Here is a 23805-nt window from a genome sequence, read left to right as displayed (position 1 = left end):
GGCCCTATTTTTGTTTAATCCGATTGGAATATTTATTCGTCTAGAAGGAGGGGACTATGGATGAAAACCCTAAATATCGCCATTGTCGGACGACCTAATGTGGGGAAATCGACAATTTTTAACCGGATCGCCGGGCAAAGAATCAGCATCGTTGAAGATGTTCCTGGAGTAACTCGTGACCGTGTCTATGCCCAAGGAGAGTGGCTGGGTCGAAAGCTACGTTTAATTGACACTGGGGGGATTGAATTTAACGACGAACCCTTTGTCGAACAAATCCGCCTGCAAGCAGAAATTGCAGTGGAAGAGGCCGATTTAATTATTATGATGACTAGTGTAGTTGATGGGGTTACAAAAACTGATGAAATGATCGCCCGCTTACTGCAAAAGTCTGATAAACCTGTCCTCTTAGCGGTAAATAAGGTGGATAACCCCGAATTACAAGCAGAAATTTACGATTTTTACCGACTAGGTCTTAATGATCCCTATCCAATTTCAGGTGCACATGGCCTAGGAATCGGAGATCTCTTGGCAGAAATCTACCGTCTCTTTCCTTTAGAAGATGAGGATAGCGAAGATGAGGAAACGATTTCTTTTGCCTTAATTGGACGGCCAAATGTGGGTAAATCCTCCTTAGTAAATGCGATTTTGGGTGAGAACCGTGTGATTGTTTCTGATATTGCTGGCACCACCCGAGATGCAGTGGATACTTACTTTTCATATAATGAGCGCAGTTTTAAAATTATTGACACTGCAGGGATTCGCCGAAAAGGGAGAGTCTCTGAATCAACTGAGAAATATAGTGTCATGCGGTCGATGTCTGCGATTGAACAGGCATCTGTTGTCTTGCTCGTCCTCAATGCCGAAGAAGGGATCCGTGATCAAGATAAGACCGTAGCTGGCTACGCTCATGAGGCAGGGAAGGGAATTATTATCCTAGTTAACAAATGGGACGCCCTAAAAAAAGACAGCCACACCATGAAGGAATTTGAAGATAATATCCGCGCTCAATTCCAATTCCTATCCTATGCCCCTATCCTTTTTGTCTCTGCGAAAAGTAAGCAGCGTTTAGATAAGATTCCAGATCTTATTATCCAAGTTCATGAAAACTTTAACCGTCGGATTCAATCCTCCCTGCTTAATCAAGTTTTGGCGGATGCTATCCGCATTAATCCAGCGCCTTCTGATAAAGGAAAAAAGTTACGAGTTTACTATATGACTCAGGTGAGCGTAGGGCCACCGACCTTTGTCGTGATGGTCAACGACACTGATCTTATGCATTTTTCCTATGAGCGCTTCCTGGCTAACCAAATTCGGCAAGCCTTTGATTTTAGCGGAACGCCCCTGCATATCATTAGCAGAAATCGGCAGTAAAACATTGAAATATAAGGTATAAATGTTGTTATGACGTGCTTTCTGTGGTATATTTATAGAGAATTGTCATTGATGATAATTCTCCATTCACGAGAAGAATGGAAATATTTTTGGAGGTGTAAAAATGGCTAATAAAGCTGACTTAGTACAAAAAGTAGCTGAATCAACTGGTGAATCTAAGAAAAATGTTCAACCAGTCGTTGATGCAGTATTTTCTTCAATTGAAAACTTTTTAGCTGATGGGGAAAATGTTCAAATTATCGGTTTTGGTAATTTTGAAGTACGTGAACGTGCCGCTCGTAAGGGACGTAACCCACAAACAGGTGAAGAAATTCAAATTCCAGCAAGTAAAGTTCCTGCATTTAAAGCAGGTAAAGGTTTAAAAGACGTTGTTAAGGGCTAATCTTCCTTAACTTGAAACTGCCAAGTTCTCAGAAGGACTTGGCAGTTTTTATTTATACTTATCGGTAGGGTTAAGCTTTATATCTATGCTAAAATAAACAAATATGGAGGTTAGCATGAAGGAATTATATGAAGAAATCACCGAACTGATTGTTCAAGAAAAATATGACCAAGCCCAAGAAAAATTAGCGGACTTGCTTAACCAACTGATTAAAAGGGGAAGTAAGGAAGATTTTGCTCAGCTAGGCTATAATTTCCAACAACTTGGCTTTATTCCCTATGCCAAGGCAATTTATCAGGAAGCCGCTAAGCGCTATCCCGGTGAAGCGACTTGGCCTTTGCTATTGGGAGAATTGGCTATGGACGATGGTCGCTATGAAGAGGGCTTGGATTACTTACTCAGTATTGATCCAAATGATGATTTATATCTGGAAGCCTTGCTATTGGAAGCTGACGCTTACCAAATGCTCAGTCTACCTGAAGTTAGTCTTGCAAAATTGAAGGAAGCCAACCAACTGGCTCCTGGTCAAGAGGCGATAGAATTTGGTATGGCTCAATTAGTCTTTACTATGGGGGACTTCAAAGAAGCCCTTAAACTTTACCATGACCTAAGTCAAAAGGAGGGTCTGAGCCCTGAAATTAGAGAAGAAGTGAAAGATAACTATCAGTATGCTCTAGTTGCTACCGGTCAATATGACAAGGCGGCTCAGCTGCTTTCTAATAAAGAAAACAGCGCACTGAGCCAGGCTGAGAAGGAACAATTAGCCTTTCTCGCATACCACGACGAGGATTATAGCTATTGTGACCAATTACTAAGTCCTCTCTATGAAAATAATTTGCTAGATCCTTCCTATTACCTACTTTTAGCCAAGTGTAAATGGGAGCTTCATGAAAGCGATCAGGCTCTAAGAGTCATTAATGAAGCCATTAGTAAGGACCCTTATGCCAGCGTCTTATACATGGAAAGAGCAAACTTCTATTTCTACCTCAAGGAATTCAAGCGGGCCCAAGCAGACTATGAGAAGGTCCTAGAAGCTGATGAGGATAATATCAGAGCTTATCAACAATTGTTATGTTTGGCATTAGACTCCAATAATGAGGGTAAGGCTCAAGAACTTATTGAGGCCATGAAGGATAAGGGGATCAGTGATGGAAATAGTCACTGGTTAATGGCCCAGTTCTATAATCAAACGGAAAATTATGATCAAGCCCGAAAATATTATGACCTGGCTAGTCGCGATTTAAAAGATGACAATGACTTCTTAGTGGATTATATCTATTTCTTAAGGGAAGAGGGGCAATTTAGAAAAATTGTCAAACTATTAGCTGATAAACCAGAACTCAAGCAATCCCCAGCGCTTAGCTCAGTTATCGACCAAGTAAAAGACTGGGAACAGGAGCTTTAAGTCATGCTATAATGGTGCATATGAAGATTGATAGTGAAAGGAAGCGATCAAGATGAAGGTAATGGTTACTGGTTTTTTAGGAAAAATGGGACAGACGACTGTCAATATGATTAATGAAAGTGAAGACTTTACGCTAGCAGCCCTAGTTAACCATCATTTAGACCAACATCAAGACGACTTGGAAACTTTTAAAAGCTTGGCGCCAATTTATTCTAATGTGGAAGGAGCCTTAGAGGAGGTTGAAGTCGATGCTGTAGTTGATTTTACCCAGCCAAGTGTGGTTTATGATCATTGTAAGACCTATATTGAACATAATATTCATCCTATCATTGGAACTTCAGGTTTAGAAAGTGATGAAATTAGCCACTTACAAGCCTTAGCTAGTGAAAAGAAACTAGGTGGAGTGATTGCACCTAATTTTGCAATATCATCCGTCCTCATGCAACTATTTAGTCAAGAAGCCGCCAAATATTTGGACCATGTCGAAATTATTGAAATGCACCATGCGCAAAAAGCAGATGCGCCTAGCGGTACCGCCATTAAGACAGCGGATTTAATCCACGAAAGTCAAAAGCAAAAAGAAGGCCTTGTCGTTAACCGTAATGAATCGATAGCCGGGGCTCGTGGGGCTGATTATAAAGGGATTCCTATCCATAGTGTCCGTTTGCCTGGCCTAAATTCGCATCAAATTGTCCAATTTGGCGCGCCAGGCGAAGGTTTGACTATCCGCCAAGATTCTTATAACCGTGAATCCTATATGCATGGCGTTGCTCTTGCCCTTAAGGCTAGTGACCAATTAGAGGAATTTGTCTACGGATTGGAACACATTTTATGATTATTGATAATAAAGAATTCCAAAAGGCCTTACCGGTTTTAAAGAAAATAGAGAGTTTCGGTTACCAAGCCTACTTTGTCGGAGGCTGTATCCGTGATGCTTTATTGGGATTGGCTAGCCATGATGTCGACATCGCCACCAGTGCTTTTCCCGAAGAAATTCAGGCAATCTTCCCCAAACATTTTGATGTAGGCCTAGAACATGGAACGGTTATGGCTTATTTCAATGGAGACACCTATGAAATCACTACCTTTAGAACGGAATCTGAATATGAAGATTACCGCAGACCTAAAGAGGTAACTTTCGTTCGCTCCCTAGAGGAAGACCTTCTTCGCCGTGATTTTACGATTAACGCAATGGCCATGGGTACTGAAGGGCAGTTAATCGATTATTTTCAGGGTCAAGAAGATTTAAAAGCAGGACGGTTACGAGCGGTAGGGAAGGCCCATGACCGCTTTCAAGAGGATGCTCTAAGGATGATGCGGGCAGTGCGCTTTGCCAGTCAATTAGGCTTTGAACTTGAGACTGATACTGCCCAAGCCATCAAGGACTCAGCGTCCCTACTTGAAAAAATTGCTGTGGAACGGATTGAGACAGAGATGGCTAAATTATGGCAAGGCCAACACTGGCAAGCCGGACTCAGCTATTTTATTGATTTAGAGCTCTATCGTTACTGCCCTTTAACGGAAAATGGCCAGGCAAGCTTCCAAAAGATGTTGGATGTCTTGAGTCCCCAGCGGGCTTTTCCTAGTGATACTTTTGCTTGGGCAGTTTATTTTTCCTGGCTAAGTGTGACTTGCAATTTATTGATGACTTTAGCCAGGCTTGGAAAATGTCGAATAAGCAAAACCGGTTAATTAAGGAATATTTCCTAGCCTTAACCGCCCGTCAAGAAAGTCAGTCTGCTTGGACAGCGCAATTACTCTATCGTTTTGGATTAAACACAGCTCAAACAGTGGAAAATTTCATTCAAGGAGAAGGCCAGGCTAAGAGTGAATTTGCTCGCCATTTCCCTAAAGGAGAAGCCGGGCAAGTGGAAACCATATGGGAAGCGCTGCCTATCCATAGCCGTAAAGACTTAGCCCTTAATGGCCACGATATTATTGCTGACTTAGCCCCGGATGATAAACGCCTTATTGGCCAGTATCTTAATCAGGCTGAAGCAGCTGTTGTTGCTGACCAATGTACTAATAGCAAGGACGACTTACTAGCCTATTTGAAAGCCAATCAATGAACTGAAAATAGAAGGAGTGTACGGTAGATGCCTGTTAAATATGCCGTGGTTGATTTAGAGACTACCGGTACCAAATATAACCGTGGCGACCGCATTATTCAAATTGGGGTTGTTTTTTTAGAAGGGCAGAAAAAGATTGGTGAATTTAAAAGCAATATCCAGCCACTCATCCCTGTTCCTAAAAATATTAGCGATTTAACTGGTATCCAGACTGAAGATTTACGGGATGCCCCCCTATTTGAAGACATTGCTCCAGACCTTTTTCAACAATTACAAGATTGTGTCTTTGTGGCCCACAATATTAATTTTGATTATAAATTTCTTAGTGCTTCCTTTGAAGGCGTAGGCTTACCGGCTCTTGATCTAGAGGGGATCGATACAGTGGAATTAATCCGCGTCCTATATCCCCAGGCAGCCAGCTATAAGCTAGGAGATTTTTCTCTTGACCATGGCATTAATCTAGTGAAGGCCCATACTGCTATTGAAGACGCCCGGGCCACTGCTCAATTACTAGTCCAAGTCATGGATAAAGTGGCCAGCCTCCCTGAATCTTTATATAAAGCAATGCAGCCCTGGTTAAAATTTTTTATTCGGCAAAGCGGGAAATATTTCAGCTATTGGTATAATCATGTCCATTGTCAAAGAAATAGGGGCCTGATCCGTGGATCATTTACCCTTAATCCTGAAATTAATGAAGGCCTATATCGGCCGCTAGCTGGTACAGAAGAAGACCAAGATAGTGGTCATCTGAGTATCCAAGAGGATGTAATGGATTTCTTTGACCAAAACAGTGAGCAATTTGCCTTTTTGAAAGCCAATTCGGGCCAAGGAAAAACTTATAACAGTATCTTAGGTCAATTACAAGTTGCTTCTAAGACTGGGAAACATTTAATCGTATCGTTTCCCAATAATGTCATGATCAGACAATGGCAAGAAGACCACCTGCAAGAATTGGTGAATCGATTGGGGCGAAGGATACAAGTGGCGGTCTTAAAAAGTAAGGACCATTATCTAGATTTAAACACCTTCCAAGCTTATATCAATTACCTGAAGGCTAAGGAAAATCATGTTTCTAAAAATGAAAGTATGTTTACCTTGTCCTTATTACTTTGGGTAAGTGAGACGCAAACAGGAGATTTAGCGGAATTAAATCATGGCTTGAGACAATCTCCCCTCTGGGAACAGTGGGATAATCTGGCACTCTATCAGAATCGTTATCATAGTGACCAGATGCCTATGCAGTGGAATTATTACCAACACCAATTACACTTAGCTAAAAAGGCTGATATTATTTGGACTAACCACGCCTACTTAATTCGCCATAAAGAGGACCTAGTCGCTAAGAACTTATGGACTAAGGCAAGCAACCTGATTATTGATGAGTGCCACCAGCTCCCACAAATTATCGAAAAAGATCTCGCTGTTCATCAGAATTTGGCAGACATCAATGATTACTTAAACCAACAAGAGCATTTTTTTGGTCAGTTAACGGACAAGTATTATCTTGATACCAGTAATCGAGTAATTGAAGAAGTCCTATACACTTGGCAAGACCAGCTGCAAAATGCTCTTAAAACCTTTGACCATGTCCTGGATGAATTATTGAATCATGACAGTCATGAAGCCGTTTATTTTTCTGGAACTGATCCTCGTTTATATAATACTTATTTACTTTTTGCCCAATTGTGGGAAGATCTCAAAGGGGTTCAAAGAGTCTATGGGACTAGTTTAGCGATGGCGCAAAAAGAAAAGTTATTAAAGCAAAATCACATACAAAAACGGCTACAAGCCTTGGGGCTGGGTCAAAAAATTATCGAAGATATTCAGAAACTGTTTACCAATAAGAATGATTATTATTATATAATTAGCTATCCAGAAAATTATCCTCGAGTTAGCGCTTATCCTAAGGCGGTAGCAGACTTTATGAGTGAAATTTGGGGAAAGTGTCCGAGTCAGGTGCTATTCCTATCGGCTACAGTTAACTTGCCGGAAAGTCGACGGAGTCTGGAAAGCATGTATGGGATAAAAAATTATCATCTCTATACTTATCCAATCAACAAGGCGTTTTATGCCAATAAAGGCTTGTATATTCTTAGCGATTACCCCTCCCTCCATGATTTATCGGAGAAGGAATCGATCCACTATTTAGCAGAGATTTTACAGACGCTATTGATTAACGGGGATAAGAAAATTTATCTCATGCTCAATTCCAAACAGCTATTGGCTGCCTTAAATCATTTTATTCAAAAATCTTGGCCGGAAGAACTCATCGCTGTCACTTTTATTCAGGGGAAAAAATATGGCCACCAAGATGCCATCAGTCGCTATAATGATAGTCACCATGGCCTCCTGGTCGGATTGCAAGCTTTGACTGAGGGCCTACATTTACCATCTCATAGTGACTATTACCTACTAGCGAGATTACCTTTTCGCTCGCCAGATGAAGTGAGGGAGCAAGCCCGTCGTGACTACTGGGAGGAGCGTAATCAGAGTTATTTTTACCAAGAATCCTTGCCCCAAATGCTCTTACGCTTCAAGCAGAGTTTAGGACGTATGCTGAGTGATCAAGCGCCGGCCGCCTTTATTGTTTTAGATAAGCGGCTCTTTTACAGTTCTTATAAGGATGCGATTGATAAGGTAATTGGGGATGAACTAAGAGTAGAAGAAGTCAGTTTAGACGCTATTCTCAAGTCTGACTAAAGGAGAGACCTATGACAAGAAGATTAGCAAATGCATTTCTTGTGTGTTTAATTATTATTAATTTTGGCTTATTTACGATTTTCTTCAATTCACAAAAACCAATTATTCAAGAGGAAAAACAGTTAATGACTATGGCTCGAGATGATATTGGTTTAAAAATATGGGGAAATTTTATGTTTTAAATAAGGATCATACGACTTATACCATCCAAGGAGAGAATGACCAAGGTGAGCTCATTTATTATGCCTATCAACCGGAAACCAATAAAAAATAACCGGCAAGGTGAACGAATTAGTCAATGAACAAGAAGCTAAGTCATTGACCTTAAATAATGTGAATACCCAAGAGGTCAAAGAAGCCCGGATTGGAATTGAAGATGATCAATTGGTATGGGAAGTTTCCTTTATTAACCAAGATGGACACTTGGGCTATCATTACATTAATGCAGCGAGTGGTCATTGGTATGAAACCATAGATAAATTATAGGAGGAAAGCTAGCATGTTTTCGAAACGCGCTTTAGAATTAAAAGAATCAAGTACCCTTAAAGCTAGTGATCGAGCCAAACAATTAAAAGCTCAAGGCAAGGATATTATTAGTTTAACCTTAGGAGAGCCAGATTTCCCTACGCCTAGTCCAATTGTTGATTATGCTAAAACAGCCTTAGACCAAGGAAAAGGCCACCATTATACGCCAGCTGGAGGACTTTTAGAAGTTAGAGAAGCTATTGCTAAATTTCATCAAGAAAAAGATGGGGTAGCCTATACGGCTGATCAAGTCTTTATTGCTAACGGTAGCAAGTTAGTCCTTTATGATTTGTTCCAAATTCTATTAAACCCAGGCGATGAAGTAATTGTGCCGAGTCCCTATTGGGTGAGTTATGAAGAACAGATACGCCTAACTGGGGCCAAGGCGGTTTTAGCTCAAACTGATGCTGACAATGATTTCCGCTTAACGCCTGAAGTTATTGACCAATACCTCACTCCAAAAACAAAGATTTTGCTGCTTAATTCACCGGCTAATCCGACCGGAACGGTTTTAAGTAAGGAAGAGTTAGTGGCTATTGCTGACTACTGCTTGAAGCACAATCTATTGATGATTGCTGATGAAATTTATAGCCAGTTAGTTTATAACGGCAACCAGTTTTATTCTCTTGCTGCTATAAGCCCAGAGGCTCGTGCCAATACCATTGTGGTGAATGGTATGTCAAAGAGTTATGCGATGACTGGTTGGCGCTTAGGCTATTGTTTGGCTGATCAAAAAATTATAAGAATGCTCAACAAATTAGCGGGTCAAATCAGTGGTAATGCAGCTGGTGTGAGCCAATACGCGGCTTTAGGGGCCTTCAAGAGCGGTCCGGAATTGGTTGAATCCATGCGTTCAACCTATGAAGACCGTCTAAATAAGGGCTATGAGGCCGTAATCAATTTACCAGGTTTTGAACTAGCTAATAAACCCCAGGGGGCCTTTTATCTATTTCCAAAATGCCAGCAAGCTGCTTTAAGCTGTGGCTATGATAGTGTCGATGATTTTGTCATGGCGATTCTAGAAGAAGCCCACGTTGCTTTGGTAGCGGGATCCGCCTTTGGCATGCCAGAACATGTACGTTTATCTTATGCAACTGATGAGGATTTATTCTTAGAGGCAATTGAGCGGATTAGTAGCTTTATGCAAGAAAAATGAATTAAGAAGGTGGACTTTAGTGGTTGAAAGAAAACAATATACGGTTTTACAGACCAGCTTATTAGAAAACTATCAAGCGCTCTCTTTGAGCAATGAGGAAGTGATGTTTCTCATTCATATTGTCAGCTTTCAGCAAATGCAAGATGATTTTCCACCGATTCAAGCCTTACAAAAGCGTATGGGCTATAGCCAGGGTGAAACTTATGATATGATTCAGAATTTGATTGATAAAAAATTCTTATCAATTGAGAGCGAAGAAAGTGACCAGGGTCAGCAGATTGAATACTATAGCCTAGACTTGCTTTATCAAAAATTAGAGCGTTTATTTGAAGAAAACCATGCCAAAAAAGAAAAACAAGCGGAAGAGAAGGCTGAAGGGTCGATCTTTCAAATTATTGAACAAGAATTTGGTCGTCCCTTATCGCCGATCGAATACCAGCAAGTGGCGGCTTGGTTTAGTGAAGACCACTATGATGTGGTAACGGTAAAGGCAGCCATTAAAGAAGCGGTTTTGAATGGCGTATTAAATTTGCGCTACATTGACCGCATTCTAATCAATTGGCAAAAGCAAAATAAAAAAGGTAATGTCGAGACTAGGCCGAACTACCGCAATGCTAAAATTCGTCAGCAAAATAATGACCTCCCCCCAGTCCCTATGACTAAGGTTATCAATACACCTGATGATGAGTGAGAAAAATAGAGATCCTAGCATAAGAAAACCGCAGGCAATCATTAGCTGCGGTTTTTGTTTATGCAATTTATTTTTTAAAGTATGTGGTGCTATGAAGGGGGACTAGTTTTTCCTCGGGGTAGAGGTAGTAAGTGATGGCGTTAATGGCTGTTGGTGCCTCACCAAAGCCGCTAGCGATTAACTGGGTTTTACCTGTATAAGTACAAATATCACCGATGGCGTAGACCCCTGCCAGACTCGTTTGCATGTGTTCATTAACAGGAATACGTTGGCCGAGAGACTCGATAGGCCATGACTTAAAGACACTAATATTTGCCTGAAAACCATAAGAAGAAATAATACTGTCTAGCTGGAGGCGCCTGCTTTCCTGACTGCGGCTTTTGGCCAATAAGAGTTCTACCTGCTGGGACCCTTCGAGAGCATGAATGGCCTTAGCTTGATAGGGAGTGATGATTTCAACATTGCTTTTAGTCTTCAGTTGCGCTTGGCTAAATTCATGACCACGGAATCTATTTCGGCGGTGGATCAGATAAAGCTTCTTGGCATACTGGCTGACCAATAGAGCGTTATCTAAAGCGGTATCGCCTCCCCCTAAAATAGCAACTGCTTGACCCTGAAAATCTTGAGCATGATTAACGGTATAAAATAACTTGTCTCCTTCAAATTCAGCTTCATTTTTAATATTTGCCGAACGTGGTCTAAAAGCGCCGCCCCCAGCGGCAATTAGGACGGCTCGGCTATAAAAGCAAGCCTTTTGACTTTTTAAGGAAAAATAATCCCCTTCATCATTGATTTCAGTGATGTCATGGTTAAAGTGAAAGCTAGTGGTCGAAGTAAAGGGCTTCACTTGTTCCATCAGGGCTTGACTGAGTTCCTTACCAGTAATTTGCGGAAGGGCCCCAATATCAAAAATCGCCTTGTCAGGATACAAGGCGTGGGGCTGTCCGCCAACTTGAGCAAGACTATCAATAATTTGTACAGAAAGCTGACGCATTCCTGCATAAAAGGCGGCGAATAAACCACTGGGTCCAGCGCCAATAATAGTTAAATCTTTGATGTTTTTTTCTGTCATTAAATCATCCAATCAAAATAAAAAAGATAAAGCGAATAAAAAAGGCAACACCGACCCCAGCGACAAAGCCCCCAAAGACTTCCGAAGGTTTATGCCCAAGATAATCATCGATAACCATATTTTGGTCATCAATCTGATCTAACTTCTCATTGATTTGACCATCCTCTTCACTAACATAGTGTTCACGTAAAATGGCCAATAACTCTCTAATCAGAATGCCTTGTTCACCACTTTGTCTTCTTACCCCCATGGCGTCGAACATAACGATTAGCCCATAGGCCGTTGCTATGGCAACGTAGGGAGACAAAAAGCCTTCTTGAAGGATGAGGGAAGTGATTAAGGCGGTTACCGCAGCGGTATGTGAACTGGGCATGCCGCCGGTCGTATGGATAATAGAAAGTTTGGTTTCCTTTTTTCCCATAAAAAGATAGGCAATCGGGTATTTGATTATTTGGGTGAAAATAATTGCTACAATCGTGGCAGTTAAGGGGAAATTTTTCACTGGAATGTTTCCTCTCTAATATTAACTAGTGTAATCTTATCATGAATTAGGAGGCTAGAAAAGTTTTTTAGGATCCAGGGAAAGTTTGTTGCTATTGAAAGTCTTCTATACAAAAATTGGCGATCTTGGTACAATTAAACTAAGGAGGTAAATAATGAACTATCTACAACTGGAAAGCAATGATCATAATCCTACCGCAACGATTAAAACCACTTTAGGGGACATTACTCTTACTCTATATCCTGAGCTGGCACCTAAAACAGTTAAAAACTTTATTGAATTGAGCCAATCTGGTTATTATGACGGGGTTATTTTTCACCGGGTCATTCCCAATTTTATGATTCAGGGTGGCGACCCTACCGGAACGGGTAGAGGGGGAGAAAGTATCTACGGAAGGGCATTTGAAGATGAATTTTCTAACCAAGTCTTTAACTTTAACGGTGCTCTCTCCATGGCTAATGCTGGACCAAATACCAATGGCTCGCAATTCTTTATTGTCTCTGCCCAAGAAGTACCCCAAGCCATGTTAGACCAGATGAAGGCACTATCCTGGCCTGAAGAAGTTATTGAGAATTATGCTAAAAAGGGAGGAACCCCTTGGCTAGATCACAAACATACGGTGTTTGGTCAAGTAATCGATGGGATGGATGTCGTCTATCAAATTGAAGCAGTAGACAGAGATAGCAACGATAAACCCTTGGAAGATGTATCAATTGTTACAATTGATATTGAAGGCCTTGATCAGTAATGGGAGGTTCAGAAACATATCGGATTGGCGATATCCTTAATGGAACCGTAACTGGGATCCAATCCTATGGTTTATTTATTAAATTAAACCCGCATTGCCATGGCTTGGTACATATTTCTGAGGTTGACCATGGTTTTGTCACCAACTTAGAAGAACGTTTTTCAATTGGTGACCAGGTTAAAGTAAAAATCATTGATATCGATGAGTACACCAAGAAAATTAGTCTATCAATTCGAGCCCTTAAAGCGACTAATACCCCAAATTTTCCAGCGCGGATAAAGAAACCCAAGCGGCGTCATACACCACAAATAGGTTTTAAAACAATCCATAAAAAAATGCCTGAGTGGATTGAAAATTCATTAGCAGATATTCAATCAGGTAAGATTAAAGATTATCGATTGGAGGAATAACATTGTCTACATTAACTTTTGATTATTCAAAAACAGAACATTTCATTCAAGATCATGAATTAAGCTACCTACAACCCTTTGTGAGCGCAGCAGATAAAATGTTACGTGAGAAGACAGGACAAGGCGCTGATTTTACGGATTGGGTAACTCTTCCAGCAGATTATGACAAAGAAGAATATGCTCGCCTAAAAGAAGCTGCCAAACGAATCCAGGCCGACTCTGATGTTTTAGTGGTCCTTGGAATTGGAGGCTCCTATTTAGGGGCAAAAGCAGCCATTGACTTTTTAAGTCATCAATTTATTAACTACTTCCCAGCTGATAAAAGAGACTATCCTCAAATTTTATTTGCCGGTAACAGTTTAAGTTCAACCTATCTCAGTGAATTGATTGAAGTGATTGGAGACCGCGATTTTTCAGTTAACGTTATTAGTAAATCAGGGACCACCACTGAAACAGCGATTGCCTTTAGAATCTTTAAGCAATTACTAGAAGATAAATATGGTAAAGAAGCTGCTAAACAACGGATTTATGCGACAACTGATAAAGCAAAAGGTGCCCTAAGAGAAGAAGCCGATAAAGAAGGTTATGAGACCTTTATCATTCCTGACGGGGTTGGGGGACGTTTTACCGTCCTAACACCTGTAGGGCTTTTACCAATTGCGGTTAGTGGTGCGGATACTGATGCTCTTCTTGAAGGGGCTAAGCAAGCCATGGAAGACCTATCAGATGCAGACTTAAAGAAAAATAGTGCCTACCAATATGCAGGGTTAAGAAATATCCTTCACCGTAAAGGCTATGATACAGAAATTTTAGTTAACTATGAACCTAAGATGCAATACTTTGCAGAATGGTGGAAACAATTATTTGGTGAATCAGAAGGAAAAGACCAAAAAGGAATTTATCCATCTTCTGCTAACTTCTCTACCGACTTGCATTCGATTGGTCAGTCTATTCAAGATGGAAAACGTAACCTTATGGAAACAGTTATCAAAGTGGATACACCTGAAAGAAATATTGATATTCCTCGATTAGATAGTGACTTAGATGGCCTTTCCTACCTAGAAGGCAAAGATTTAGACTATGTAAATACTAAGGCCTTTGAAGGAACCTTGCTAGCGCATACTGACGGTCGCGTTCCTAACTTTGTTATCCATATTGAAAAAATGGATGCTTATCACTTAGGCTACATGATTTATTTCTTTGAATTAGCAGTAGGGATGAGTGGTTATCTCAATGGCGTTAATCCATTTAACCAACCTGGAGTAGAAGCTTACAAGAAAAATATGTTTGCTTTACTCGGGAAACCAGGATTTGAGGATTTAGCTGATGAACTTAACCAACGCTTAGATTAATTTAAAATTAATAATCACTTTTATTAATTAAACTAATAGGCTATAAAAGCTGAAAAATCAGGCTTTTAGAAGAGAAGTTTCATCAAGAAGCTTCTCTTTTTTATTTATTTCAAACTTTTTTGGGAAAATCTATTGACTTTGATAGCGAAACATTATATTATATTTCTTGTCGCTGATGAGCGGAGTAAAACGCAGTTGTTTAACCCTCGCTCGTTCTCAGAGAACTGATAAAGTTTATTTCTTTCACTTTGAGTGGGAGTTCAGCAATGAAAAATAAATTTTAAAAAGTTCTTGACAAAGAGATGGTGGTTGCGGTATGATAATAAAGTCGCAACAAGCGATATAGACCTTTGAAAACTGAACAAAGAAGACGAACCAAATGTGTAGGGCATCAACATTTTGTTGATGAACCAACAATTCAAACAATAAGTCTAGACCAGACTATAACTAGTCAGCAAACAAATGAGCTATTCAACGCTCATGATTCTTTCATGAGAGTTTGATCCTGGCTCAGGACGAACGCTGGCGGCGTGCCTAATACATGCAAGTCGAGCGAACCGATGAAGTGCTTGCACTTCTGACGTTAGCGGCGGACGGGTGAGTAACACGTAAGGAACCTACCGATAAGCGGGGGACAACATCCGGAAACGGGTGCTAATACCGCATAGGAAACACCACCTCATGGTGGTGTTTGGAAAGACGGCTTTGCTGTCACTTATCGATGGCCTTGCGGTGCATTAGCTCGTTGGTGGGGTAACGGCCTACCAAGGCAATGATGCATAGCCGACCTGAGAGGGTAATCGGCCACATTGGGACTGAGACACGGCCCAAACTCCTACGGGAGGCAGCAGTAGGGAATCTTCCGCAATGGGCGCAAGCCTGACGGAGCAACGCCGCGTGAGTGAAGAAGGTTTTCGGATCGTAAAGCTCTGTTGTAAGAGAAGAACAAATTGGAGAGTAACTGCTCCAGTCTTGACGGTATCTTACCAGAAAGCCACGGCTAACTACGTGCCAGCAGCCGCGGTAATACGTAGGTGGCAAGCGTTGTCCGGATTTATTGGGCGTAAAGGGGGCGCAGGCGGTTTCTTAAGTCTGATGTGAAAGCCCACGGCTTAACCGTGGAAGTGCATTGGAAACTGGGGAACTTGAGTACAGAAGAGGAAAGTGGAACTCCATGTGTAGCGGTGGAATGCGTAGATATATGGAAGAACACCAGTGGCGAAGGCGACTTTCTGGTCTGTCACTGACGCTGAGGCCCGAAAGCGTGGGTAGCAAACAGGATTAGATACCCTGGTAGTCCACGCCGTAAACGATGAGTGCTAGGTGTTGGAGGGTTTCCACCCTTCAGTGCCGGAGTTAACGCATTAAGCACTCCGCCTGGGGAGTACGGCCGCAAGGCTGAAACTCAAAGGAATTGACGGGGACCCGCACAAGCGGTGGAGCATGTGGTTTAATTCGAAGCAACGCGAAGAACCTTACCAAGTCTTGACATCCTTTGACCACTCTAGAGATAGAGCTTTCCCTTCGGGGACAAAGTGACAGGTGGTGCATGGTTGTCGTCAGCTCGTGTCGTGAGATGTTGGGTTAAGTCCCGCAACGAGCGCAACCCTTATTGTTAGTTGCCAGCATTGAGTTGGGCACTCTAGCGAGACTGCCGGTGACAAACCGGAGGAAGGCGGGGATGACGTCAAATCATCATGCCCCTTATGACTTGGGCTACACACGTGCTACAATGGATGGTACAACGAGCAGCGACCTTGTGAAAGCAAGCGAATCTCTTAAAGCCATTCTCAGTTCGGATTGTAGTCTGCAACTCGACTACATGAAGCCGGAATCGCTAGTAATCGCGGATCAGCACGCCGCGGTGAATACGTTCCCGGGTCTTGTACACACCGCCCGTCACACCACGAGAGTTTGTAACACCTGAAGTCGGTGAGGTAACCTTTGGAGCCAGCCGCCGAAGGTGGGACAGATGATTGGGGTGAAGTCGTAACAAGGTAGCCGTAGGTGAACCTGCGGCTGGATCACCTCCTTTCTAAGGATATATTCGGAATACATATTTGAGTCTTCTTTGTTTAGTTTTGAGAGGTCTATCCACATGGTTGATGGATTTAACCGGGCCTGTAGCTCAGCTGGTTAGAGCGCACCCCTGATAAGGGTGAGGTCGATGGTTCGAGTCCATTCAGGCCCATTACATGTTTATTATAGGACCATAACTCATACCCGGGGGATTAGCTCAGCTGGGAGAGCGCCTGCTTTGCAAGCAGGAGGTCAGCGGTTCGATCCCGCTATCCTCCATTGCAACGGAAACGTTGCAGATTGTTCTTTGAAAACTGAATACTATCATAACATTCCGCATTTCTATTTTTTGCGAGATAGAAATGTCAATAAACCAATTTTACCAAGCGTAAAAACCGAAAAAGAAAGAGTTTTAAAACTTTTCGCATCATACAACTTAACCGGTGGTTAAGTGAATAAGGGCGTACGGTGAATGCCTTGGCACTAGGAGCCGATGAAGGACGGGACGAACACCGATATGCTTCGGGGAGCTGTAAGTAAGCTTTGATCCGGAGATTTCCGAATGGGGAAACCTCATTGTTTTTATCGACAATGGTCCACGCAGTGAACACATAGCTGAGTGGAAGGTAGACGTGGTGAACTGAAACATCTCAGTAGCCACAGGAAGAGAAAGAAAAATCGATTTCCCGAGTAGCGGCGAGCGAAACGGAAAGAGGCCAAACCAGCGTGCTTGCATGCTGGGGTTGTAGGACTGATGGACGGGAGTGAATGAGCTAGTCGAACGCCATGGAAAGGGCGATCAGAGAGGGTGACAATCCCGTAGGCGAAAGCTCAGCCACCTCATTCAGTATCCTGAGTACGGCGGTACACGTGAAATTCCGTCGGAATCCGCCAGGACCATCTGGCAAGCCTAAATACTCCCTAGTGACCGATAGTGAACCAGTACCGTGAGGGAAAGGTGAAAAGCACCCCGGAAGGGGAGTGAAAGAGTACCTGAAACCGTATGCCTACAAGCAGTCAGAGCCCGTTAAGGGGTGATGGCGTACTTTTTGTAGAACGGACCGGCGAGTGACGATAGCAAGCAAGGTTAAGCTGAAGAAGCGGAGCCACAGCGAAAGCGAGTCTGAAGAGGGCGTTGAGTTTGTTGTCGTCGACCCGAAACCAAGTGATCTACTCATGTCCAGGCTGAAGGTGTGGTAAAACACACTGGAGGGCCGAACCCACGTCTGTTGAAAAAGGCGGGGATGAGGTGTGGGTAGCGGTGAAATTCCAATCGAACTTGGAGATAGCTGGTTCTCTCCGAAATAGCTTTAGGGCTAGCCTCGGATGATGACTATTGGAGGTAGAGCACTGTTTGATCGAGGGGTCCATCCTGGATTACCGACATCTGATAAACTCCGAATGCCAAATAGTTTAGTCCGGGAGTCAGACTGCGAGTGATAAGATCCGTAGTCGAAAGGGAAAGAGCCCAGACCACCAGCTAAGGTCCCAAAGTTTCAGTTAAGTGGAAAAGGATGTGGGGTTGCTTAGACAACTAGGATGTTGGCTTAGAAGCAGCCATCATTGAAAGAGTGCGTAATAGCTCACTAGTCGAGTGACCCTGCGCCGAAAATGTACCGGGGCTAAACTGAACACCGAAGCTGTGGATCCGTAGGATGGTAGGAGAGCGTTCTATAGGCAGAGAAGCATGATCGTGAGGACATGTGGAGCGTATAGAAGTGAGAATGCCGGTATGAGTAGCGAAAGACGGGTGAGAATCCCGTCCACCGAATGACTAAGGTTTCCTGGGGAAGGCTCGTCCTCCCAGGGTTAGTCGGGACCTAAGCCGAGACCGAAAGGGATAGGCGATGGACAACAGGTTGAGATTCCTGTACTTGTTTGATTTGTTTGAGCGATGGAAGGACACAGAAGGCTAAGCGGAGCGCGGAGATGGAAAAACGCGTCCAAGCAATGAGTGAGAAGGTGAGTGAAAGGCTTGCCTCAGATTTCATGAGTTGTGACGGGGAGGGAAGTTTAGTACCGAAGCCGCCGACGTCACGCTGTCAAGAAAAGTTTCTAGTGAGAATCAAACAACCCGTACCGCAAACCGACACAGGTAGTCGAGTGGAGAACACTAAGGTGAGCGAGCGAACTCTCGTTAAGGAACTCGGCAAAATGACCCCGTAACTTCGGGAGAAGGGGTGCTGACCGCAAGGTCAGCCGCAGTGAATAGGCCCAAGCGACTGTTTATCAAAAACATAGGTCTCTGCCAAATCGAAAGATGATGTATAGAGGCTGACGCCTGCCCGGTGCTGGAAGGTTAAGAGGAAGGGTTAGCCCTCGGGCGAAGCTCTGAATTGAAGCCCCAGTAAACGGCGGCCGTAACTATAACGGTCCTAAGGTAGCGAAATTCCTTGTCAGGTAAGTTCTGACCCGCACGAAAGGCGTAACGATTTGGGCACTGTCTCAACGAGAGGCTCGGTGAAATTGTAGTACCAGTGAAGATGCTGGTTACCCGCGACAGGACGGAAAGACCCCATGGAGCTTTACTGTAGGTTGATATTGAATGTTTGTGCCACATGTACAGGATAGGTAGGAGCCATCGAAGTCGGGACGCTAGTCTCGATGGAGGCACTGGTGGGATACTACCCTTGTGGGATGACCATTCTAACCCGCGACCATTAGCTGGTCGGGAGACAGTGTCAGTCAGGCAGTTTGACTGGGGCGGTCGCCTCCTAAAGTGTAACGGAGGCGCCCAAAGGTTCCCTCAGAATGGTTGGAAATCATTCGCAGAGTGTAAAGGCAGAAGGGAGCTTGACTGCGAGACCTACAAGTCGAGCAGGGACGAAAGTCGGGCTTAGTGATCCGGTGGTTCCGCATGGAAGGGCCATCGCTCAACGGATAAAAGCTACCCTGGGGATAACAGGCTTATCTCCCCCAAGAGTTCACATCGACGGGGAGGTTTGGCACCTCGATGTCGGCTCATCGCATCCTGGGGCTGAAGTCGGTCCCAAGGGTTGGGCTGTTCGCCCATTAAAGCGGTACGCGAGCTGGGTTCAGAACGTCGTGAGACAGTTCGGTCCCTATCCGTCGCGGGCGTTGGAAATTTGAGAGGAGCTGTCCTTAGTACGAGAGGACCGGGATGGACACACCGCTGGTGTACCAGTTGTTCCACCAGGAGCATGGCTGGGTAGCTATGTGTGGACGGGATAAGCGCTGAAAGCATCTAAGCGTGAAGCCCCCCTCAAGATGAGATTTCCCATACTTTTAAAGTAGTAAGACCCCTGAAAGACGATCAGGTTGATAGGTTTGGAGTGGAAGCTTAGCAATAAGTGGAGCGGACAAATACTAATCGGTCGAGGACTTATCCAAAGGATAAGGTTGTATGAGGTTTAAGGAAGGCATGATAGATTCAGTTTTGAGCGAACAAGCTCAAAAAAATAAATTGTACGGTGACGATGGCAAGAAGGACCCACCTGTATCCATCCCGAACACAGCAGTTAAGCTTCTTAGCGCCGAATGTAGTTGGGGGTCGCCCCCTGTGAGACTAGGACGTTGCCGTGCAATATTTTATGGAGAATTAGCTCAGCTGGGAGAGCGTCTGCCTTACAAGCAGAATGTCGGGGGTTCGAGCCCCTCATTCTCCATTATGATTCGTTAGCTCAGTTGGTAGAGCATCTGACTTTTAATCAGAGGGTCGGGAGTTCGAGCCTCCCACGGATCATTTACATGCGGGTGTGGCGGAATTGGCAGACGCACCAGATTTAGGATCTGGCGCCGAGAGGCGTGGGGGTTCAAGTCCCTTCACCCGCACTAATATAAAAGCCGGCTTAGCTCAGTTGGTAGAGCATCTGATTTGTAATCAGGGGGTCGAGGGTTCAAGTCCTTTAGCCGGCATTATATCTCATGCGGAAGTAGTTCAGTGGTAGAACATCACCTTGCCAAGGTGGGGGTCGCGGGTTCGAATCCCGTCTTCCGCTTAGCCAAATGGCTTAAAATTAAATATTATTATGCCGGGGTGGCGGAACAGGCAGACGCACGGGACTTAAAATCCCGCGGTGGTTAAACACCGTACCGGTTCGATTCCGGTCCTCGGCATAAACTTTTTATAAATAGGCACCCATGGCTCAACTGGATAGAGTACCTGACTACGAATCAGGCGGTTGCAGGTTCGAATCCTGCTGGGTGCATTACCGGGAAATAGCTCAGCTTGGTAGAGCACTTGGTTTGGGACCAAGGGGTCGCAGGTTCGAATCCTGTTTTCCCGACTTTGGGGGGATTAGCTCAGCTGGGAGAGCGCCTGCTTTGCAAGCAGGAGGTCAGCGGTTCGATCCCGCTATCCTCCATTACATTATAATTTGGCGGTGTAGCTCAGCTGGCTAGAGCGTCCGGTTCATACCCGGGAGGTCGGGGGTTCGATCCCCTCCGCCGCTATTAATGTTCGGACCTTTAGCTCAGTTGGTTAGAGCAGACGGCTCATAACCGTCCGGCCGTAGGTTCGAGTCCTACAAGGTCCATCTTGTTAATTATATTATGGAGGATTACCCAAGTCTGGCTGAAGGGAACGGTCTTGAAAACCGTCAGGCGGGTCAAACCGCGCAAGGGTTCGAATCCCTTATCCTCCTTTACTTATTATCGCGGAGTAGAGCAGCTGGCAGCTCGTCGGGCTCATAACCCGGAGGTCGCAGGTTCGAATCCTGCCTCCGCAATTATTCAAAATTGAATAGGTCCGGTGGTGTAGGGGTTAACATGCCTCCCTGTCACGGAGGAGATCGCGGGTTCAAATCCCGTCCGGACCGTATGCGGGTGTAGTTTAGTGGTAAAACCACAGCCTTCCAAGCTGTTGTCGCGAGTTCGATTCTCGTCACCCGCTTACATTATATGGGCCTGTAGCTCAGCTGGTTAGAGCGCACCCCTGATAAGGGTGAGGTCGATGGTTCGAGTCCATTCAGGCCCATTTATAATTTGTGGAGGATTACTCAAGAGGCCGAAGAGGACGGTTTGCTAAATCGTTAGGTCGGGAAACTGACGCAAGGGTTCGAATCCCTTATCCTCCGTTATCCAATGGCCCGTTGGTCAAGCGGTTAAGACACCGCCCTTTCACGGCGGTAACACGGGTTCGATTCCCGTACGGGTCATATTTAGGTATTATCCTAATTTAAACTGGAGATATTGACATCGCGGAGTAGAGCAGCTGGCAGCTCGTCGGGCTCATAACCCGGAGGTCACAGGTTCGAATCCTGTCTCCGCAATTTTATTTTACCTAATTTTTTAGGTCCGGTGGTGTAGGGGTTAACATGCCTCCCTGTCACGGAGGAGATCGCGGGTTCAAATCCCGTCCGGACCGTTTCTTTTTCAAGGTCCGATAGCTCAGTTGGTAGAGCACTTGATTGAAGCTCAAGGTGTCGGCAGTTCGATTCTGTCTCGGACCATAAAAAAATATATTTTGGCCCGTTGGTCAAGCGGTTAAGACACCGCCCTTTCACGGCGGTAACACGGGTTCGATTCCCGTACGGGTCATATTTAAGCAACTCTATAAAGGGTTGCTTTTTTATTTGTCTAAATATATTTCCTAGCTTTGTTCAATATGATAGATAAAATACACTTTATTCTGCAAAATCTGTCAATAATTGGCCCTTTTTGATAGAATATGAAAGAAAATGATTGATTAACAGCTGGATTTCCTTTATAATATCCTATGTTAAAAGAGAAAACGATTTCAATAATGGAGGGAGGTAGATTATGCTTACCGAAGAAAGGCAAAAGTATATTATGGAAGCCTTAACCAAAGTTCCTATCTTAAATCTTCAGGAGGTATCAAAACAGTTAGCTGTTTCTGAATCAACTATTAGAAGAGATTTTGATAGTTTGGAAAAGGCGGGGAAATTAGAACGTATTCATGGTGGAGCCAAAAGAGTTCAGCAACGTAATATGGAAGCTTCCTTATCCGAGAAAAGCCAAGTGAATGTTTTAGAAAAACAACTCATTGGAAAATTAGCCGGAGAAATGGTTGCTGATCATGACACGATTTATCTTGATTCTGGTACCACGACGATTGAAATGATTCCCTGGATTATTAATAAGGAAATTATTGTTGTGACTAATGGCTTGGAAGTTGCCCAAGCTCTCTATCAATCACAGATCCACACCATTGTTGTGGGCGGTGAAATTAAAGAAAGCACGGGAACCTTGATCGGTGGCATAGCCTTATCTCAAGTTCAATCTTTTAACTTTGATAAAGCTTTTATAGGAATGAATGGCATTGATCTTGATACAGGATATACCACACCTGACATTGAGGAAGCACAAATTAAGAAGGCGGCAATTGACCATAGTCGTTACCGTTATATCTTGGCTGATGCAAGTAAATTTGACCAAAGTACTTTCTGTCACGTCTGTGACTTAGACCGAGCTATTTTATTAACTAATGAGAGCAATTCAAAATATGAAAACTATATGAAAATTATGGAGGTATCTCAATGATTTATACCATTACCTTTAATCCAGCTGTGGATTTAGTAATGCAAGTTGATGATATAAAATTAGGTGACCTAAACCGCTCCCATGAAGACCACTATGTGGCAGGTGGTAAAGGGATTAATGCATCAGTCGTCTTCCAGCGTTTAGGTAAGGAAAATATTGCCACTGGTTTTATCGGTGGGTTTTCTGGTCAATTTATTATTGATGAATTAGAAGTCGAAGGGGTTAATACCCATTTTATCGAGCTTGACCAGCCTACTCGGATTAATGTGAAGCTCAAAGGCCCACAAGAAACTGAAATTAATGCCCAAGGACCAATAGTCGATGCTGATAAATTCGAGGAATTAATGACTTACCTGAATAAAGAACTGACAGAAAATGATACGGTCTTTCTAGCAGGTAATGCCGCCCCTGGATTGGATGAAGAAGCTTATATCAGTATTGCTAAATTGTGCCTCGAGAAAAACGCCAACTTTGTTTTAGATTCTAATAAGCAATTACTAAAAGCATGTTTAGAATATAAACCTTTTATTATTAAACCTAACCGTGAGGAACTTGGTGAATTATTCGAAACTCAGATTGAGTCAGACGCTGATTTAATAAAATATGCTAAGGCCTTACAAGAAGCCGGAGCTTTAAATGTTTTAGTATCACTAGGTGGTGATGGGAGCTTACTGCTAACTGAAGCTGGGGATATCTACCGGGCTAATGTGCCTACAGGAAAGGTTATAAATTCTGTAGGAGCTGGCGATTCCATGTTGTCTGGTTTTATAAGTGCTTATGTTGAAAGTAAGGACTATGCCGAATCATTAAAAATCGCTGCAGCTACTGGATCAGGAACAGCCTTTTCCGTTGGCATTACGACGAAGGACTTAGTTGAAGACTTAGTTGATCAAATTGTCGTTAAGAAAGAAAATTAAAAA

19 protein-coding genes, 24 tRNA genes and 3 rRNA genes are annotated in these 23805 nt (G+C 43.4%); 44 read left to right on the top strand and 2 right to left on the bottom strand.

What is annotated here, in order from left to right:
- The first annotated feature begins 60 nt into the window (after window positions 1-60).
- The 12 genes from der (at window position 61) to HMPREF9243_RS06340 (ending at window position 10320) form a co-directional block, all read left to right on the top strand.
- Window positions 61-1371, top strand: a complete 1311-nt coding sequence (gene der / locus HMPREF9243_RS06380) for a ribosome biogenesis GTPase Der (protein WP_013669694.1) — start codon at window positions 61-63, stop codon at window positions 1369-1371.
- Window positions 1372-1495: 124 nt separating this feature from the next.
- Entirely contained in the window at window positions 1496-1774 is a 279-nt protein-coding gene (locus HMPREF9243_RS06375; RefSeq protein WP_013669777.1) for an HU family DNA-binding protein, read from the top strand.
- A 115-nt stretch (window positions 1775-1889) separates the two neighbouring features.
- On the top strand, window positions 1890-3179 hold the full coding sequence (locus HMPREF9243_RS06370; RefSeq protein WP_013668575.1) for a tetratricopeptide repeat protein: 1290 nt from the start codon (window positions 1890-1892) through the stop codon (window positions 3177-3179).
- A 46-nt stretch (window positions 3180-3225) separates the two neighbouring features.
- Window positions 3226-4014 (top strand): 4-hydroxy-tetrahydrodipicolinate reductase, encoded by a 789-nt coding sequence (gene dapB, locus HMPREF9243_RS06365; RefSeq protein WP_196793351.1) that lies wholly within the window; start codon window positions 3226-3228, stop codon window positions 4012-4014.
- Window positions 4011-4871 carry a CCA tRNA nucleotidyltransferase gene (locus HMPREF9243_RS06360; protein WP_196793324.1) on the top strand — a complete coding sequence of 287 codons (861 nt, stop codon included), beginning with the start codon at window positions 4011-4013 and terminating at the stop codon, window positions 4869-4871. Before dapB ends, HMPREF9243_RS06360 begins: the two co-directional genes overlap by 4 nt.
- The gene (locus HMPREF9243_RS10625; protein ID WP_231286948.1) at window positions 4847-5248 is read left to right on the top strand and encodes a hypothetical protein; all 402 of its coding nucleotides are present in this window, start codon (window positions 4847-4849) and stop codon (window positions 5246-5248) included. The genes HMPREF9243_RS06360 and HMPREF9243_RS10625 overlap by 25 nt, the downstream gene beginning before the upstream one ends.
- Window positions 5249-5275: 27 nt before the next feature.
- A complete protein-coding gene (locus HMPREF9243_RS06355; RefSeq protein ID WP_013669784.1) occupies window positions 5276-7948 on the top strand; it encodes an exonuclease domain-containing protein in 2673 nt (890 codons plus the stop codon).
- Between the two features lie 11 nt (window positions 7949-7959).
- Complete coding sequence (locus HMPREF9243_RS10505) at window positions 7960-8130, top strand: hypothetical protein (protein ID WP_013668963.1); 171 nt, start codon at window positions 7960-7962, stop codon at window positions 8128-8130.
- Window positions 8109-8222: a DUF5590 domain-containing protein gene (locus HMPREF9243_RS10620; protein WP_196793322.1), complete on the top strand. Its 114-nt coding sequence runs from the start codon at window positions 8109-8111 to the stop codon at window positions 8220-8222. The genes HMPREF9243_RS10505 and HMPREF9243_RS10620 overlap by 22 nt, the downstream gene beginning before the upstream one ends.
- A gap of 8 nt (window positions 8223-8230) precedes the next feature.
- Complete coding sequence (locus tag HMPREF9243_RS09990; protein ID WP_049776773.1) at window positions 8231-8434, top strand: PepSY domain-containing protein; 204 nt, start codon at window positions 8231-8233, stop codon at window positions 8432-8434.
- 13 nt (window positions 8435-8447) lie between these two features.
- Window positions 8448-9629: a pyridoxal phosphate-dependent aminotransferase gene (locus tag HMPREF9243_RS06345; RefSeq protein ID WP_013670095.1), complete on the top strand. Its 1182-nt coding sequence runs from the start codon at window positions 8448-8450 to the stop codon at window positions 9627-9629.
- A gap of 19 nt (window positions 9630-9648) precedes the next feature.
- Entirely contained in the window at window positions 9649-10320 is a 672-nt protein-coding gene (locus tag HMPREF9243_RS06340) for a DnaD domain-containing protein (protein WP_013668784.1), read from the top strand.
- Between the two features lie 67 nt (window positions 10321-10387).
- Here HMPREF9243_RS06340 and HMPREF9243_RS06335 read toward each other — a convergent pair whose 3' ends face one another.
- Window positions 10388-11392 carry an NAD(P)/FAD-dependent oxidoreductase gene (locus HMPREF9243_RS06335; protein ID WP_013669268.1) on the bottom strand — a complete coding sequence of 335 codons (1005 nt, stop codon included), beginning with the start codon at window positions 11390-11392 and terminating at the stop codon, window positions 10388-10390.
- A gap of 4 nt (window positions 11393-11396) precedes the next feature.
- Window positions 11397-11894, bottom strand: coding sequence for a divergent PAP2 family protein (locus HMPREF9243_RS06330; RefSeq protein WP_013670028.1), 498 nt, complete (start codon window positions 11892-11894; stop codon window positions 11397-11399).
- Between the two features lie 154 nt (window positions 11895-12048).
- On the opposite strand from HMPREF9243_RS06330, the gene HMPREF9243_RS06325 reads away from it, so the two are divergent.
- The 32 genes from HMPREF9243_RS06325 to pfkB all read left to right on the top strand — a co-directional run bounded on the left by HMPREF9243_RS06325 (window position 12049) and on the right by pfkB (window position 23802).
- Window positions 12049-12642: a peptidylprolyl isomerase gene (locus HMPREF9243_RS06325; RefSeq protein ID WP_013668716.1), complete on the top strand. Its 594-nt coding sequence runs from the start codon at window positions 12049-12051 to the stop codon at window positions 12640-12642.
- Window positions 12642-13052 carry a CvfD/Ygs/GSP13 family RNA-binding post-transcriptional regulator gene (locus HMPREF9243_RS06320; protein WP_013669001.1) on the top strand — a complete coding sequence of 137 codons (411 nt, stop codon included), beginning with the start codon at window positions 12642-12644 and terminating at the stop codon, window positions 13050-13052. Before HMPREF9243_RS06325 ends, HMPREF9243_RS06320 begins: the two co-directional genes overlap by 1 nt.
- A 2-nt stretch (window positions 13053-13054) precedes the next feature.
- The gene (locus HMPREF9243_RS06315) at window positions 13055-14404 is read left to right on the top strand and encodes a glucose-6-phosphate isomerase (RefSeq protein WP_013668524.1); all 1350 of its coding nucleotides are present in this window, start codon (window positions 13055-13057) and stop codon (window positions 14402-14404) included.
- A gap of 487 nt (window positions 14405-14891) precedes the next feature.
- Window positions 14892-16439 (top strand): 16S ribosomal RNA (locus tag HMPREF9243_RS06310).
- 82 nt (window positions 16440-16521) lie between these two features.
- Window positions 16522-16595: transfer RNA gene (locus HMPREF9243_RS06305), tRNA-Ile, on the top strand.
- A 34-nt stretch (window positions 16596-16629) separates the two neighbouring features.
- Window positions 16630-16702, top strand: a tRNA-Ala gene (locus tag HMPREF9243_RS06300).
- A 166-nt stretch (window positions 16703-16868) separates the two neighbouring features.
- Window positions 16869-19774, top strand: a 23S ribosomal RNA gene (locus HMPREF9243_RS06295).
- 76 nt (window positions 19775-19850) lie between these two features.
- A 5S ribosomal RNA gene (rrf, locus tag HMPREF9243_RS06290) occupies window positions 19851-19966 on the top strand.
- The 16S, 23S and 5S rRNA genes sit together here with 24 tRNA genes alongside, the layout of an rRNA operon.
- Before the next feature lie 10 nt (window positions 19967-19976).
- Window positions 19977-20049, top strand: a tRNA-Val gene (locus tag HMPREF9243_RS06285).
- Between the two features lie 4 nt (window positions 20050-20053).
- A tRNA-Lys gene (locus tag HMPREF9243_RS06280) sits at window positions 20054-20126 on the top strand.
- A 7-nt stretch (window positions 20127-20133) separates the two neighbouring features.
- Window positions 20134-20215 (top strand) — tRNA-Leu (locus tag HMPREF9243_RS06275).
- A gap of 11 nt (window positions 20216-20226) precedes the next feature.
- A tRNA-Thr gene (locus HMPREF9243_RS06270) sits at window positions 20227-20299 on the top strand.
- A gap of 11 nt (window positions 20300-20310) precedes the next feature.
- Window positions 20311-20382, top strand: a tRNA-Gly gene (locus HMPREF9243_RS06265).
- Window positions 20383-20414: 32 nt separating this feature from the next.
- A tRNA-Leu gene (locus HMPREF9243_RS06260) sits at window positions 20415-20500 on the top strand.
- Window positions 20501-20518: 18 nt separating this feature from the next.
- Window positions 20519-20592 (top strand) — tRNA-Arg (locus tag HMPREF9243_RS06255).
- Window positions 20593-20596: 4 nt separating this feature from the next.
- Window positions 20597-20670, top strand: a tRNA-Pro gene (locus HMPREF9243_RS06250).
- 5 nt (window positions 20671-20675) lie between these two features.
- A tRNA-Ala gene (locus tag HMPREF9243_RS06245) sits at window positions 20676-20748 on the top strand.
- 14 nt (window positions 20749-20762) lie between these two features.
- Window positions 20763-20836: transfer RNA gene (locus HMPREF9243_RS06240), tRNA-Met, on the top strand.
- A gap of 9 nt (window positions 20837-20845) precedes the next feature.
- A tRNA-Ile gene (locus HMPREF9243_RS06235) sits at window positions 20846-20919 on the top strand.
- Window positions 20920-20937: 18 nt separating this feature from the next.
- A tRNA-Ser gene (locus HMPREF9243_RS06230) sits at window positions 20938-21027 on the top strand.
- A gap of 11 nt (window positions 21028-21038) precedes the next feature.
- A tRNA-Met gene (locus HMPREF9243_RS06225) sits at window positions 21039-21111 on the top strand.
- Between the two features lie 17 nt (window positions 21112-21128).
- Window positions 21129-21201 (top strand) — tRNA-Asp (locus HMPREF9243_RS06220).
- A 3-nt stretch (window positions 21202-21204) separates the two neighbouring features.
- Window positions 21205-21275 (top strand) — tRNA-Gly (locus HMPREF9243_RS06215).
- A 10-nt stretch (window positions 21276-21285) separates the two neighbouring features.
- Window positions 21286-21359, top strand: a tRNA-Ile gene (locus tag HMPREF9243_RS06210).
- Between the two features lie 12 nt (window positions 21360-21371).
- Window positions 21372-21459: transfer RNA gene (locus HMPREF9243_RS06205), tRNA-Ser, on the top strand.
- A gap of 9 nt (window positions 21460-21468) precedes the next feature.
- Window positions 21469-21540: transfer RNA gene (locus HMPREF9243_RS06200), tRNA-Glu, on the top strand.
- A gap of 41 nt (window positions 21541-21581) precedes the next feature.
- A tRNA-Met gene (locus HMPREF9243_RS06195) sits at window positions 21582-21654 on the top strand.
- 22 nt (window positions 21655-21676) lie between these two features.
- Window positions 21677-21749 (top strand) — tRNA-Asp (locus HMPREF9243_RS06190).
- Between the two features lie 12 nt (window positions 21750-21761).
- Window positions 21762-21834: transfer RNA gene (locus tag HMPREF9243_RS06185), tRNA-Phe, on the top strand.
- A gap of 16 nt (window positions 21835-21850) precedes the next feature.
- Window positions 21851-21922 (top strand) — tRNA-Glu (locus tag HMPREF9243_RS06180).
- Between the two features lie 222 nt (window positions 21923-22144).
- Window positions 22145-22885: a DeoR/GlpR family DNA-binding transcription regulator gene (locus tag HMPREF9243_RS06175; protein ID WP_013669665.1), complete on the top strand. Its 741-nt coding sequence runs from the start codon at window positions 22145-22147 to the stop codon at window positions 22883-22885.
- Complete coding sequence (gene pfkB / locus HMPREF9243_RS06170) at window positions 22882-23802, top strand: 1-phosphofructokinase (protein ID WP_013669996.1); 921 nt, start codon at window positions 22882-22884, stop codon at window positions 23800-23802. The genes HMPREF9243_RS06175 and pfkB overlap by 4 nt, the downstream gene beginning before the upstream one ends.
- Window positions 23803-23805 lie beyond the last annotated feature (3 nt).

The sequence above is a fragment of the Aerococcus sp. Group 1 genome (assembly GCF_000193205.1).
Taxonomy (GTDB): Bacteria; Bacillota; Bacilli; order Lactobacillales; family Aerococcaceae; genus Aerococcus; species Aerococcus urinae_A.
Note: the sequence above shows the minus strand (reverse complement) of the source record. Positions and strands in the feature narration are given on the sequence as shown.

Excerpts from the sequence above, each read along its gene's own strand:
- HMPREF9243_RS06175 (WP_013669665.1), top strand. The coding sequence starts at position 22,145 with ATGCTTACCGAAGAAAGGCAAAAGTATATTATGGAAGCCTTAACCAAA.
- HMPREF9243_RS06360 (WP_196793324.1), top strand. The coding sequence starts at position 4,011 with ATGATTATTGATAATAAAGAATTCCAAAAGGCCTTACCGGTTTTAAAG.
- HMPREF9243_RS10505 (WP_013668963.1), top strand. The coding sequence starts at position 7,960 with ATGACAAGAAGATTAGCAAATGCATTTCTTGTGTGTTTAATTATTATT.
- pfkB (WP_013669996.1), top strand. The coding sequence starts at position 22,882 with ATGATTTATACCATTACCTTTAATCCAGCTGTGGATTTAGTAATGCAA.
- HMPREF9243_RS10620 (WP_196793322.1), top strand. The coding sequence starts at position 8,109 with ATGGGGAAATTTTATGTTTTAAATAAGGATCATACGACTTATACCATC.
- HMPREF9243_RS06355 (WP_013669784.1), top strand. The coding sequence starts at position 5,276 with ATGCCTGTTAAATATGCCGTGGTTGATTTAGAGACTACCGGTACCAAA.
- HMPREF9243_RS06325 (WP_013668716.1), top strand. The coding sequence starts at position 12,049 with ATGAACTATCTACAACTGGAAAGCAATGATCATAATCCTACCGCAACG.
- HMPREF9243_RS06320 (WP_013669001.1), top strand. The coding sequence starts at position 12,642 with ATGGGAGGTTCAGAAACATATCGGATTGGCGATATCCTTAATGGAACC.
- HMPREF9243_RS06345 (WP_013670095.1), top strand. The coding sequence starts at position 8,448 with ATGTTTTCGAAACGCGCTTTAGAATTAAAAGAATCAAGTACCCTTAAA.
- HMPREF9243_RS10625 (WP_231286948.1), top strand. The coding sequence starts at position 4,847 with ATGTCGAATAAGCAAAACCGGTTAATTAAGGAATATTTCCTAGCCTTA.
- der (WP_013669694.1), top strand. The coding sequence starts at position 61 with ATGAAAACCCTAAATATCGCCATTGTCGGACGACCTAATGTGGGGAAA.
- HMPREF9243_RS06375 (WP_013669777.1), top strand. The coding sequence starts at position 1,496 with ATGGCTAATAAAGCTGACTTAGTACAAAAAGTAGCTGAATCAACTGGT.
- HMPREF9243_RS06370 (WP_013668575.1), top strand. The coding sequence starts at position 1,890 with ATGAAGGAATTATATGAAGAAATCACCGAACTGATTGTTCAAGAAAAA.
- HMPREF9243_RS06335 (WP_013669268.1), bottom strand. The coding sequence starts at position 11,392 with ATGACAGAAAAAAACATCAAAGATTTAACTATTATTGGCGCTGGACCC.